Here is a 13,344-nt window from a genome sequence, read left to right on the forward strand (position 1 = left end):
CCATGAACGGTGAAACCCTGTCCGACCTGGGCGGCCTGAAGGACCTGAAAGCCACCCATTCGATGTTCGGCAAGATGCTGGACGACCTGATCCGCGATGCAGGCGGGCCGGACTTCTTCTGGCAGCTGCTGGTGTTGGCCGGCTGCCTGCTGGTGGCGTGGCCGGTCGCGCGCTTCGTGGTGCGGCGGCTGGAAGCGCGCTATGAAAGCTCGAGCTTTTCCGTGCGCTTTGCCGCTGCCAGCCTTGAACGCGCCATGTTCCCGCTGGCCGGCTGGGTGCTGGTGCTGGCCGCCCGCTTCGCGCTGGCGCCGCTGATCCCGATCAGCGTGCTGCGGCTGGCGCTGGTGCCGCTGTTTGGCATCACCGCCCTGAATTTCACCTTCTATGTGCTGCGCCGGGTGATGTCGGGCAGCGGCCAGCTGCACGGCATGCTGCTGCTGGTGGAGAAGGTGCTGACCACGCTGGTGTGGATGGGCATGGCGCTGTACGTGCTGGGCGTGCTGAGCGACGTGGTGGCGTGGATGGAGGGCGTGCGCTTCTCCGTCGGCGGCAAGCAGAAGATCAGCGTGGCCGACACCCTGATGGCGGTGGTCTGGATCCTGCTGACGGTGCTGGTGGCCCTGTGGTTCGGCTCCTGGCTGGAAGAGCGGCTGATGCGCTCGGCCAGCCTCGACGGCAACCTGAAGGTGGTGCTGACGCGTATATCCAAGGCCCTGCTGCTGCTGGTATCGCTGCTGCTGAGCCTGTCGCTGGTGGGGATCGACCTGACCGTGCTGTCGGTGTTCGGCGGCGCGCTGGGCGTGGGCCTGGGCCTGGGTTTGCAGAAGATCGCCAGCAACTACATCTCCGGCTTCATTATCCTGCTGGACCGCTCGGTCAAGCTTGGCGACCAGATCACGGTGGACAAGTACACCGGCATCGTGTCGCAGATCCGCACCCGCTATACCGTGGTGCGCAACGGCGACGGCGAAACGCTGGTGCCGAACGAGCAACTGGTGGCGCAGGCGGTGCAGAACCATTCGTTCTCGAACACCAATGTGCGCGTGGCGACACGCGTGCAGGCTGACTACAATGCCGATCCGGAGACGGTGATCGCGCTGCTGACCGCCTGCGTGCGCGACCTGCCGCGCGTGCTGCCCGAGCCCGCGCCGGCCGCGTTCCTGGTGCTGTTTGCCGACAGCGGCATCGAGTACGAGGTGGCGGTCAACATCGCCGATCCGCAGAACGGCAAGCTGGGCGTGCAGTCCGCGATGAACCGCGCGATCTGGCGCACGCTGCGCGAGCACGGCATTTCCATTCCCTATCCGCAGCGCGAAGTCCGCGTGCTGGGCGAAGCACCCTTGCCCGGCACCGATCTGCCCCCATCTAAGACGGTAGCCGATGCCGCGAATGCGGCGAGTGCGGCATAGGCCAGCGAGGGCCCGGCGGTAGGCGCAGCAAGCGCCACCCCGCGGAACGAAAACCGTTGCGTGCCGTCAAAATGCGGGTAATAGCGTATGCTTGCGCGTCCCGCGATCCGGTAGAATGCCGGGTTGTCGCGGGTTGCAGCCAAGGTTGCAGGCGTACGCTCCCACATCAGACAGCCGCCAGATTGCAGCGGCTCGTACCTTGTCCCGCCAGCCCTGCGCCATCCCAGCGCCGGCGCGAGACTCGTGTGCCTGGGAGCCCGGAATGACTTCGGGTCCCGTGGCAGGCGCCAGAAAGCTACCGCAATCACTTGGGTTCGCAGCCTTTTTTCTGCGCGTTGCGTGCACCGGCCCCACCGGCCTGCACGGGAAAGTCCCTGTTTAACCGACGGAGAACAGTTTGTTCGACACTATTCTTGACTGGGCCGCCAACGGCCTTGCCAACTGGACCTGGTGGGAGATCGTCATCTACACGCTCGTGGTGACGCATATCACGATCGCCGGCGTCACCATCTTCCTGCACCGCTGCATGGCGCACCGGTCGCTGGATCTGCATCCCATTGCGCAGCATTTCTTCCGCTTCTGGCTGTGGCTGACCACCGGCATGGTCACGCGCGAGTGGACCGCCATCCACCGCAAGCACCACGCCAAGTGCGAAACCGAAGACGATCCGCACAGCCCGCAGACCCGCGGCATCCGCAAGGTGCTGCTGGAGGGCGCGGAGCTGTATCGTGCCGAAGCCAAGAACAAGGAAACCGTCGCCAAGTTCGGCCACGGCTGCCCCAATGACTGGATCGAGCGCAATGTGTACTCGCGCTTCGGCTGGCAGGGCGTGGGCCTGATGCTGATCATCGACCTGGCGCTGTTCGGCGTGATCGGCATGACCGTGTGGGCCGTGCAGATGCTGTGGATCCCGATCCATGCCGCCGGCATCATCAATGGCCTGGGCCACTGGTGGGGTTATCGCAACTACGATTGCGAGGACGCCTCGACCAACGTGTCGCCGTGGGGCCTGATCATCGGTGGCGAAGAGCTGCACAACAACCACCACACCTACCCGACCTCGGCCAAGTTCTCGATCAAGTGGTATGAGTTCGATGTGGGCTGGGGCTATATCCGCGCGATGCAGGCTGTCGGCCTGGCCAAGGTCAAGAAGACCCCGCCCAAGGCACGCCTGGTGGAAGCCCGTCCGGTCGACCACAACACGCTGGAAGCCATCATCGCCAACCGCTATGACGTGATGGCGCGCTACGCCAAGGCCGTCAAGGGCGCGTTCCGCCAGGAACTCGAACGGCTCAAGGAAGGCCGCGTGGCCGAGTACCGCAGCTTCAAGCCCGCCAGCAAGTGGATCCACCGCGAGGAAACCAAGCTGGCCGCGCTGCAGCGCGAGCAGCTGGCCAGCATCGTCGAGCAGAACAAGGCGCTGCAGACCTTCGTGGAAATGCGCCGTGAACTGGCCGCCATCTGGGGCCGTTCCAACCTCACACGCGAGCAGCTGCTGCAGCAGCTGCAGGCCTGGTGCCATCGTGCCGAGGCCAGTGGCATCCAGGCGTTGCACGATTTCTCGCTGCGCCTGCGCCGCTACGCCTGATACAATTCGGCCGTGCCGTATGGTTTGACAAAGCCCCGCCCATGGCGGGGCTTTTGTTTTAGATAAACTCCCCAATATTCTGGCCGGGCCGCATCCTTGCTGGCGGAGGTCTAGAGGAGTACCGGAGATGACCCCACAATCGATCAAGACCGTCGAGTTCGAAAAGCCGAACCTGGCGGATGCCGAAAACGCCACTGGCGGCAGCTGCGTGGCCCATGCCTGGGCCAAGGTACCGCCGGTGCTGACGCCCGATGAGCGCCAGTCGCTGAAGGCGCGTATCCGCCGCCTGCTCAAGGAGCGCAACGCGGTGCTGGTGGCGCACTACTACGTCGACGCCGACTTGCAGGACCTGGCCGAGGAAACCGGAGGCTGCGTTTCCGACTCCCTGGAAATGGCACGCTTCGGCCGCGACCACGAGGCCCAGACCCTGGTGGTGGCGGGCGTGCGCTTCATGGGCGAGACCGCCAAGATCCTGAGTCCTGAAAAGACCGTGCTGATGCCGGACCTGGACGCGACCTGCTCGCTGGACCTGGGCTGCCCCGCCGACGAGTTCGCTGCCTTCTGCGACGCGCACCCGGACCGCACCGTGGTGGTCTACGCCAACACCAGCGCCGCGGTCAAGGCGCGCGCGGACTGGATGGTGACCTCCAGCATCGGCCTGAAGATCGTCGAGCACCTGCATGCGCAGGGCAAGAAGATCCTGTGGGCACCGGACAAGCACCTGGGCAGCTATATCCAGAAGCAGACCGGCGCCGACATGCTGCTGTGGCAGGGCTCATGCCTGGTGCACGACGAGTTCAAGGGCATCGAGCTGGACCTGCTGCGCCGTGAATTCCCCAACGCCAGGATTCTGGTGCACCCGGAATCGCCGGAGAACGTGGTGGCGCAGGCCGACGTGGTCGGCTCCACCTCGCAGCTGATCGAGGCTGCCCAGAAGCTGGATGCGACCGAATTCATCGTCGCCACCGACAACGGCATCCTGCACAAGATGCGCATGGCCGCGCCCGGCAAGCACTTCATTGAGGCGCCAACCGCCGGTAACAGCGCCACCTGCAAGAGCTGCGCGCACTGCCCGTGGATGGCCATGAACGCGCTCACCAACCTGGCCGAGGTGCTGGAAACCGGCCGCAACGAGATCCATGTCGACCCGGTGACCGGGCGCCAGGCGGTGACCTGCATCAACCGCATGCTGGACTTCGCTGCCGCGCAGAAGCGCAACGTGCGGCCGTCGGCCGACCTGGCCAAGGAGCAGGCACTGTTCCAGGGGATCGGCCCGGCATGAGCGTGAATCCCGTTTTCGATAGTTACGGCCCGGCGCTGCAGGCCGCGCTGCAAGCCAACGTGCAGGCCGCCATCGCCGAGGATGTCGGCAGCGGCGACCTGACCGGACTGCTGGTGCCTGCGGCCAAGGCGGCGCGCGCGCGCGTGATCGTGCGCGAGTCGGCAGTGCTGTGCGGCCAGCCGTGGTTCGATGCCTGCATGCGCGCGGTCGACCCGGCGCTGCAAGTGCGCTGGCTGCAGCAGGAAGGCGCGCGCATGGCACCGGACTCGGCGGTTTGCGAGATTACCGGCCCGGCGCGCTCGCTGCTGACCGCGGAGCGCCCGTCGTTGAATTTCCTGCAGCTGCTGTCGGGCGTGGCCACCGCGACGCGCCGCTATGCCGACCTGATCGCCGGCACCCGTGCGCGCGTGCTGGATACGCGCAAGACGCTGCCGGGCCTGCGCCTGGCGCAGAAGTATGCGGTCCGCATCGGCGGCGGCGAGAACCAGCGCCTGGCGCTGTACGACGGCATCCTGATCAAGGAGAACCATATCGCCGCGGCCGGCAGCATCACCGCTGCCATGCAGGCGGCGCTGGCGCTGGACACCAGCGCATCGGTGCAGATCGAGGTGGAAACGCTGCCCGAGCTGGAAGAAGCGCTGGCGGCCGGCGCCAGGTCCGTGCTGATCGACAACTTCACCGTGCCGATGATGCAGGACGCGGTCAGGCTCAACCAGGGCAGGGCGCTGCTGGAGGTGTCGGGCGGCGTCAATGCCGATACCATCCGCACCTTCGCCGAAACCGGCGTGGATCGGATCTCGGTCGGTGCCCTGACCAAGGACGTGCGGGCGACGGACTATTCGCTGCGGATCATCGGCTGACGCTTCGCGCGATACCGGAAAAACGGGGTGGGGCCTTGCGGCGCCACCCCGTTTTTCTTTGCCTGGCCAGCCGTCAGCGCTTCCTGGCTGCCGGCGGCTGCATCACTGTGGGCAGCGCCTTGGGCAGGGCCTCCGGATAGTCGCGGCTGAAATGCAGGCCCCGGCTTTCATGGCGCGAGTAGGCGCTGTCCACGATCAGCGAGGCCACCTCGACCAGGTTGCGCAGCTCGAGCAGGTCGCTGGTGACGCGGAAGTTGGCGTAGTACTCGGCGATCTCCTCGCGCAGCAGGCCGATGCGGTGCTGGGCGCGTTCCAGCCGCTTGCTGGTGCGCACGATGCCGACGTAGTTCCACATCATGCGGCGCAGCTCGTCCCAGTTGTGTGACACCACCACTTCCTCGTCGGCATCGGAGACACGGCTTTCGTCCCAGGCGGGCAGGGTAATGTCCGGCAGGCCGGCCTTGTCCTTGGACGCGATGTCCGTGGCCGCGGCGCGGCCGATCACCATGCATTCGAGCAGCGAGTTGGAGGCCAGCCGGTTGGCGCCGTGCAGGCCGGTGCAGGCGGTTTCGCCCACGGCGTACAGGTTGCCGATGTCGGTACGGCCCGAGGTGTCGGTCACCACGCCGCCGCAGGTGTAGTGGGCGGCCGGCACCACGGGGATCGGCTCGCGCGTGATGTCGATGCCGAGCTCCAGGCAGCGCGCGTGGATGGTCGGGAAGTGTTCCTTCAGGAAGGACTCGGGCTGGTGGCTGATATCCAGGTGGACGCAGTCCAGCCCGCGCTTCTTCATCTCGAAGTCGATCGCGCGCGCGACCACGTCGCGCGGGGCCAGTTCGGCGCGCTCGTCGTGTTCGGGCATGAAGCGGGTGCCGTCCGGCAGCTTGAGCAGGCCGCCTTCGCCGCGCACCGCTTCGGAGATCAGGAAGGACTTGGCATAGGGGTGGTACAGGCAGGTCGGGTGGAACTGGATGAATTCCATGTTCGACACCCGGCAGCCTGCGCGCCAGGCCATGGCGATGCCGTCGCCGGTGGCCGTGTCCGGGTTGGTGGTGTACAGGTAAACCTTGCCCGCGCCGCCGGCGGCCAGCACGGTATGCGTGGCGGTCAGGGTGTGCACCGCGCCGGTGCTGTCGTCCAGCACGTAGAGGCCGTAGCAGCGGTTGCCCGGCAGACCCAGCTTGCGCGAGGTGATCAGGTCGATCGCGAAGTGGTCTTCCAGGATGGTGATGTTCGGGTGTTGTGTCGCCTGCTGCAGCAGCGTGCTGACCACGGCATGGCCGGTGGCATCGGCCGCGTGGATGATGCGCCGGCGGCTGTGGCCGCCTTCGCGCGTCAGGTGGAAGCCCAGTTCGGCCTGCTCGTCGCGCGTGAACGGCACGCCGCGGTCGATCAGCCACTGGATGGCCTCGCGCCCGTGCTCCACGATGAAGCGAGTTGCCTCTTCATCGCACAGCCCCGCTCCGGCAACGAGCGTGTCCTGGGTGTGCTCGTCATGGCTGTCGCCGGAATCCAGCACGGCGGCGATGCCGCCCTGCGCCCAGTCGCTGGCGCCATGGGTCATGGCGCGCTTGCTGAGGATGACCACCCGATGGGTGTCGGCCAGTTGCAGCGCGACCGTAAGGCCGGCCAGGCCGCTGCCGACGATGGCGACGTCGAAATTCATGGTGCGGAGTGCGCAGGGGGCGCTTGGCAGATGGGGGAAGCGGGGAAGTCTACACCCGCGCGCCATGCCGTGCATCAGTGCCACGGGTCGGGCGGGCGCTTATCACGCCGACGGCGCCGGCGCGACGATTCCGGGCGCATAAACAAAAAGCCCCGCAACATGGCGGGGCTTTCTGGCGGGATCCAGGATCAATTACTTGATCTTGGTTTCCTTGTAAGCGACGTGCTTGCGGACGACGGGATCGAACTTCATGATCTCCATCTTTTCCGGCATGGTGCGCTTGTTCTTGGTAGTCGTGTAGAAGTGACCCGTACCTGCGGTCGATTCCAGCTTGATCTTGTCGCGGCCGCCCTTGCTTGCCATGATGTGCTCCTAATTAGACTTCGCCGCGTGCGCGCAGGTCGGCGAGCACGGAGTCGATGCCTTTCTTGTCGATCAGGCGCAGGCCGGCGTTCGAGACGCGCAGGCTCACCCAGCGGTTTTCGGATTCAACGAAGAAACGACGATTCTGCAGGTTGGGCAGAAAACGGCGCTTGGTCTTGTTGTTTGCGTGGGAAACGTTGTTGCCGACCATCGGCGCTTTCCCGGTCACTTGACAGACGCGTGCCATGAAGCACTCCTAAATCTTCTATTCGTGGACAATGTTCGCAACAGATCAACAAAAGGCGCGCGGGCCCGGACTGCAGCGGTTGAGACTTCAGCAAAACGGGCATTATAGACCGGAATCCCTCGCCGAATCAATGCCTTCTGTGCTTTGTCGTTGGCAGGTGTTGCCGCCCGGCCCTTGCCGTGGCGTTGGCGTCACAGTCCCGGCAAGCGCTCGCAGCAGTCGGCCAGCGAGCGGATTTCCTGCCCGGCCACGATGAAGTGGTCGAGCAGCCGCACGTCGATCAGGTCCAGCGTGCGCGCCAGCTCGCGGGTCAGGTGGATGTCGCTCTGGCTGGGCGTCGTGGTGCCGCGCGGATGGTTGTGGGCCACGATGATGCCCGCTGCATTATGCACCAGCGCCTGGCGCGCTACCTCGCGCGGGTAGACGGCGGTACGCGTCAGCGTGCCGCGGAACAGCTCTTCGCTGGCCACCATGCGGTTGCGCGGATCGAGGAACAGGCACAGGAAGACCTCGTGCGGCAGCGGCGCCAGCGTCAGGCGCAGGTAGCTGCACACCGAATCCCGGGAATCGAAGCCGGTGGGTAGCCGCAGCGACTCTGCCAGCGCGCCGCGCCAGTTCCGGGATGGCCTGCAGCTGGACATATTTGGTCTCGCCCATGCCCCGGATGCCGGTCAGTGCACGCGCCTCGGCCGCAAACAGGGCTGTCAGCGAGCCAAAACGGTGCAACAGCTCGCGTGCGAGGTCCACGGCACTTCTGCCGGCCGAGCCCACGCGCAGCAGGATGGCAAGCAGCTCGGCATCGGACAGGGCGGCGGCGCCGCTTTCCAGGAGTTTCTCTCGGGGCCGCTCGCAGGCGGGCCAGTTGGCAATGGTCATGGGTATTTCCAGGGTAGTCACGCCGCAGTCAGGGTTTCACCCGAGCGCGGGGCGGCGGGCGACGGTCCAGTCGAATACAATACGGGTTGTTGGTGCGACACGCACTCTCGTGTCCGTCCGAGTCACGTACGACACATCGACCTTGGGAGCTTGCTCCCACTTGCTAGTGAAACGAAGCCCACCATAGCTTACGCCGCTAGCGCCTGCTTACTTTTCAGAGTTTTCTGAAAGGTGTTACTTGCAGTACTGGCCTACCAGCCAGTGCCCGCCCTAAGGCGCGAACCACGCCTTCGGGCGGGGTATCTGTCCCCTCTTCCAAGAAGGGGCAGTGTTGGTACATGCCGAAGTCTGGCACCAAGTTTGTACGCGGCCAGCTGGCCGCCACAACGCCAAGTGGGCGAGTGTCATCCGCCCACAAGGCGGAGCATTTGCATTTTCGGTCCGTATGGACCGGCAGGTAGGGTTCGGGCGGAGCGAACGCTCTGCACGCTATGGTTCGGTCAAACACGTCCGCGAGGGCGCTTTGATAGTGAACCTGCTATGCGACTAGCAGTAGCCTAGGGAGACATGCGTCACTGGTAACGGTGGGGTATGAAGCTCTCCTGACAATGTAGCCCCCGCAAGGGTGTCCGTGGATCGCGAGGTCTTCGGGCAGAGGCTCCGAGCAGCAACGGGGTCGAGGAGCTAGGCTGACTGGTATGGGTAACGGAAGTGAACTGCTGATAAACGTCGTGAGTATTGCGGTGCCAAAGCTGCTGACAGGCACTAACCAAAACGGTATTTGGTCGGTTGCTCCGCTCAACATTCGGAGCACGTCGTCACTGGACCATCGGCGAATAGGCAGACCCTAACCCGGTCTTGTAGCGTGCTGGGAACGTGGTAAGCCCGTATGGCTGCCCGAGTGCAGTGTGGCTCAGGCAGGCGGACCGTAAGGAACGCTGTTGGCTGTGCGGGTATGGGAGGTTGGAGGAAGCGAACGCCGGGCTGTAATGGCTCGAATAGGGGTTGAAACATCACCTCACGCGAAAGCGGGCAGACTTCCAACTGGTCTTTCGTCGCAGGACGACTGGCTAACCCGCTTGAAACTGAAATTTCTTCCCCTGAGGGGCAATTTGCCCCTCAGGGGGCATGTTGTCTCTGCCTTTTGGGGAAGACCTCAAGATAGGAGAGCAGCATGGAAGCATTGATCCGCGAGGATGAATCTGCGCTCTCCGGCGCACCGCAACGCTGGGATGCCATCAATTGGCGCCGAGTGGAACGGAACGTCCGGGCAATGCAGATCCGAATTGCGAAGGCTACACAGGAAGGGGACTGGCGCAGGGTGAAAGCCTTGCAACGGTCTCTGACCCGCTCGTTTTCCGCCAAGGCATCGGCGGTTAAGCGAGTGACGGAGAACCAAGGTAAGCGAACGGCAGGCGTCGATCGCGTACTGTGGGACTCGCCTGAAGTCCGGTGGGAAGCCATCGGGCGGTTGAAGCGCCGAGGGTACAGGCCTTTGCCATTGCGGCGGGTCTTCATCCCTAAGGCCAACGGGAAGGAACGCCCACTAGGTATTCCGACCATGTTGGATCGAGCCATGCAGGCGTTGCACCTGCTGGCGCTGGAACCGGTGTCCGAAGGGACCGGCGATCCGAACTCTTACGGGTTCCGGATCAACCGTTCTACGGCGGATGCCATGTCACAGCTATTCGTCAACCTGTCCAGGGGGCACTCAGCCCAATGGGTGCTGGAGGCGGATATCAAAGGCTGCTTTGACCATATCAGTCACGACTGGCTGGAGCGCAACGTCCCGATGGACAGAGCCATCCTGCGGAAGTGGTTGAAAGCTGGCGTGGTATTTCAGGGCCAGTTTCAGGCGACCGAAGCCGGAACGCCGCAGGGAGGAATCATCTCCCCGACACTGGCAAACGTGGCGCTGAACGGGTTGGAACGACAACTGGTTGCTTCCTTCGAGGAGAAGCTAGGGATCGCGAAAACGCGAAAGCTGAAAGTGAACGTTGTGCGCTATGCGGACGACTTCGTGATCACAGGCAATACGCCTGAGATCCTAGAAAACGAAGTGAAGCCGTGGGTGGAGCAGTTCCTAGCGATACGGGGGCTGACGCTATCCACGGAGAAAACGCGGATCGTCAACATAGCCGACGGCTTTGACTTCGTTGGGTGGAATTTCCGGAAGTACTCGGGAACGCTGCTCATCAAGCCGAGCAAGAAGAACGTGCAGACGTTCTATCGCAAGGTGAAGGATGTCATCAGTGCCAACAAGACGGTGAAGCAGTCAGAGCTGATTCGACTGCTGAACCCGATGCTACGAGGTTGGGCGCAGTATCACCGCGCCGTAGTGGCGAAGGCGGCCTTCAACCGTCTGGGGCACGACATTTTTCGTGCTCTGTGGCGGTGGGCCAAGCGGAGACATCCAGGCAAGAAGGCAGATTGGGTGCGGAAGAAGTACTTCGCCTCAGTCAGTCAGCGCAACTGGGTGTTCGGGACCACGGTAGTGAAAGATGTCGATAGTGAGGTATGGGTTGAGTTGTACTCGCTCGCGAGCACACCCATCCAACGGCACAAGAAAGTAAGAGCGGATTACAACCCCTTCGATCCGGCGCAGGAGGTGTATGGTGAAACATTGCGACAGGAGCGGCTGCTGGAAAGCATGGCGCACCGCAAGCAGTGGATCAAGCTGTACATGTCTCAGCGAGGCTTGTGTGCTCTGTGTCAGTGCAAGATGACCAAGGAGACTGGGTGGCATGACCACCACATCGAGTACCGCGTGCGCGGTGGCTCCGATGCTCTGAGGAACCGAGTGCTGCTGCATCCGAACTGTCACGTCCAAGTGCATAACCACGGGCTTTCTGTTGTAAAGCCGGTGCCATCGATTTGATGGTATTTTGAGAAGGCTTGAGCCGTATGCGGGGAAACCCGCACGTACGGTTCTTAGGGGGGAGTGGGCCAGCGATGGCCTGCTCCTACCCTACACCGGTTGATCACCCATGAATTTGCAAACTTTCGCGTCGGAAGCCGACGGCGGCACGACTGGCCGCAAGACTGTCCAGCCAGACTCCTTCCTGACCCTGCACTACAGCATCGCGCTCGAGAACGGCACTGAGGTCGTCAGCACGTTCGAGGAGAAGCCCGCGACGCTGCTGCTGGGGCAGGGTCAGTTCGCGCCCACGCTCGAACAGGCGCTGCTCGGTATGCCCGAGGGCGAGCGCATGACCTACCGGCTGGCGCCGGAGCAGGCCTTCGGCCCGCGCAACCCCGAGTTGCTGCAGTGGGTGTCGCTCGCCACGCTGCGCGAGAACAGCTCGTTCGAAGAGGACTACAGCGCGGGCGACCTGGTGGAATTCAACGCGCCCGGCGGCGGCAAGTACGCGGGCGTGCTCAAGGAGATCGGCGAGACGGCTGCGCTGTTCGACTTCAACCATCCGCTGGCCGGGCAGACCATCCTGTTCGACGTGCAGCTGATCGGCATTTTGTGAGCGCGCCGCACCTGTGCCGAACCTGTACTTATACCGCAGCATGCCTGACCTGATCCCCGCACCCGACGCAGAAATCCTGATGGCCCAGCCGCGCGGCTTCTGCGCCGGCGTGGACCGTGCCATCGAGATTGTCGAGCGTGCGCTCGCGCGCTTCGGCGCGCCCATCTACGTGCGTCACGAAATCGTGCACAACGCCTATGTGGTGGCCGACCTGCGCCGCAAGGGCGCGGTGTTCGTGCACGAGCTCGATGAGGTGCCCGCCGGCGCCACGGTCATCTTCAGCGCCCATGGCGTCTCGCGTGAAGTGCGCGAGGACGCCGCCGCGCGCGGGCTGCATGTGTTCGATGCCACCTGCCCGCTGGTGACCAAGGTGCACGTCGAAGTGAGCAAGATGCGCGCGGAGGGCTGCGAGATCGTGATGATCGGCCATCGCGGCCATCCCGAAGTGGAAGGCACCATGGGCCAGGCCAGCACCGGCATGGTGCTGGTGGAGTCGGTCGGCGATGTCGGCAAGCTGCAGATCGCCGATCCCTCGCGCCTGGCCTACGTCACCCAGACCACGCTGTCGGTGGATGAGACCCGCGAGATCGTGGCCGCGCTCAAGGCGCGCTTTCCGCAGATCCGCGAGCCCAAGAAGCAGGACATCTGCTATGCCACGCAGAACCGCCAGGACGCGGTCAAGTTCATGGCGCCGCAGGTGGAGGTGGTGATCGTGGTGGGCAGCCCCAACAGCTCCAACTCCAACCGTCTGCGCGAGCTGGCCGAGCGCCTGGGCGTGCCGGCCTATATGGTGGATGCGCCCGAGCAGGTGCGGGCCGAGTGGGTTGCCGGCAAGCGCCGCATCGGCCTGACCGCCGGTGCCTCGGCGCCCGAGGCGCTGGCCCAGTCGATCGTCGAGCGCCTGCGCGAACTTGGTGCGCGCCAGGTGCGCCCACTCGATGGCATCGAAGAGAACATGGCTTTCCCGCTGCCGCGCGGGTTGTTGCCCACCAGCGCAGCCGCTTGAGGAATGCGCGGGCGTACCCGCCTTTCAATCCTGCCTGATTAAGAGGGCGCCGCTTGATGCGGCGCCCTTTTGTTTTTGGCGCTGCCGGCGGGCGTTCATCTGCCGCCCGATTAATGCACGCGCACGGTGCAGTCATTGATGCCTGTCTTTTACGCCAGACAAATCAGGGTAATCCCCGGGTCTGGGGTTTTCCCTATTATGGTGCGGCGCTACATTCTGCACATTAGAGATCGGTGACATTGCATTTAAATGGAACACCTAATTAATAAAGGAGCATTATAGGTGGCGCCGGCGATGCTTATTCGCCTCTTCAGGCGGCGCAGGCACGATTCTTGTAAGTACGTGGGGCGACCGCGTCATGTGGGCGGGAATTGCCGCATTCTGTGCATTGGGGAAATTCCCTAGCTCATTTGACCGGTAAATGGTTAAGGATGTTGCGTCGCGTATTGCATCGACTAAGAAAGGGGATACAATGCGCGCGTTTCAAATTGAAACTAAACAAAGGCGGTCCAGGGAAACGCCCCGGGAGGCGTTGCAAATCCCTGTTTTTGTGAATCCTAGGAGATCACTC

At 63.8% G+C, this 13,344-nt stretch carries 10 protein-coding genes and 1 pseudogene; 7 read left to right on the forward strand and 4 right to left on the reverse strand.

Annotation, left to right across the window (positions count from 1 at the left end; translation table 11 throughout):
* Nucleotides 1-2 precede the first annotated feature (2 nt).
* From ACZ5MJ_RS02385 to nadC, 4 genes are all read left to right on the forward strand, one after another.
* Nucleotides 3-1,409 (forward strand): mechanosensitive ion channel family protein, encoded by a 1,407-nt coding sequence (locus ACZ5MJ_RS02385; RefSeq protein ID WP_464222096.1) that lies wholly within the window; start codon nucleotides 3-5, stop codon nucleotides 1,407-1,409.
* A 397-nt stretch (nucleotides 1,410-1,806) separates the two neighbouring features.
* A complete protein-coding gene (locus ACZ5MJ_RS02390; protein ID WP_464222098.1) occupies nucleotides 1,807-2,997 on the forward strand; it encodes a DesA family fatty acid desaturase in 1,191 nt (396 codons plus the stop codon).
* 127 nt (nucleotides 2,998-3,124) lie between these two features.
* Nucleotides 3,125-4,279, forward strand: a complete 1,155-nt coding sequence (nadA, locus tag ACZ5MJ_RS02395) for a quinolinate synthase NadA (protein ID WP_464222100.1) — start codon at nucleotides 3,125-3,127, stop codon at nucleotides 4,277-4,279.
* Nucleotides 4,276-5,139, forward strand: coding sequence for a carboxylating nicotinate-nucleotide diphosphorylase (gene nadC / locus ACZ5MJ_RS02400; protein WP_464222102.1), 864 nt, complete (start codon nucleotides 4,276-4,278; stop codon nucleotides 5,137-5,139). Before nadA ends, nadC begins: the two co-directional genes overlap by 4 nt.
* A gap of 73 nt (nucleotides 5,140-5,212) precedes the next feature.
* Here nadC and nadB read toward each other — a convergent pair whose 3' ends face one another.
* The 4 genes and pseudogenes from nadB to radC form a co-directional block, all read right to left on the reverse strand.
* Complete coding sequence (gene nadB / locus ACZ5MJ_RS02405) at nucleotides 5,213-6,805, reverse strand: L-aspartate oxidase (protein ID WP_464222104.1); 1,593 nt, start codon at nucleotides 6,803-6,805, stop codon at nucleotides 5,213-5,215.
* A 192-nt stretch (nucleotides 6,806-6,997) separates the two neighbouring features.
* On the reverse strand, nucleotides 6,998-7,168 hold the full coding sequence (gene rpmG / locus ACZ5MJ_RS02410; RefSeq protein ID WP_078197739.1) for a 50S ribosomal protein L33: 171 nt from the start codon (nucleotides 7,166-7,168) through the stop codon (nucleotides 6,998-7,000).
* A 13-nt stretch (nucleotides 7,169-7,181) separates the two neighbouring features.
* Nucleotides 7,182-7,415: a 50S ribosomal protein L28 gene (rpmB, locus tag ACZ5MJ_RS02415; RefSeq protein WP_006575661.1), complete on the reverse strand. Its 234-nt coding sequence runs from the start codon at nucleotides 7,413-7,415 to the stop codon at nucleotides 7,182-7,184.
* A 191-nt stretch (nucleotides 7,416-7,606) separates the two neighbouring features.
* Nucleotides 7,607-8,291, reverse strand: a pseudogene (gene radC / locus ACZ5MJ_RS02420) (RadC family protein).
* A 1,174-nt stretch (nucleotides 8,292-9,465) separates the two neighbouring features.
* Here radC and ltrA point away from each other — a divergent pair.
* The 3 genes from ltrA (at nucleotide 9,466) to ispH (ending at nucleotide 12,773) form a co-directional block, all read left to right on the forward strand.
* On the forward strand, nucleotides 9,466-11,169 hold the full coding sequence (ltrA, locus tag ACZ5MJ_RS02425; protein WP_464222115.1) for a group II intron reverse transcriptase/maturase: 1,704 nt from the start codon (nucleotides 9,466-9,468) through the stop codon (nucleotides 11,167-11,169).
* A 109-nt stretch (nucleotides 11,170-11,278) separates the two neighbouring features.
* Complete coding sequence (locus tag ACZ5MJ_RS02430; RefSeq protein WP_464222116.1) at nucleotides 11,279-11,767, forward strand: FKBP-type peptidyl-prolyl cis-trans isomerase; 489 nt, start codon at nucleotides 11,279-11,281, stop codon at nucleotides 11,765-11,767.
* Nucleotides 11,768-11,807: 40 nt separating this feature from the next.
* Entirely contained in the window at nucleotides 11,808-12,773 is a 966-nt protein-coding gene (gene ispH, locus ACZ5MJ_RS02435; protein WP_464222118.1) for a 4-hydroxy-3-methylbut-2-enyl diphosphate reductase, read from the forward strand.
* Nucleotides 12,774-13,344: the final 571 nt, after the last annotated feature.

It is taken from the genome of Cupriavidus sp. LA-1 (genome assembly GCF_055385985.1).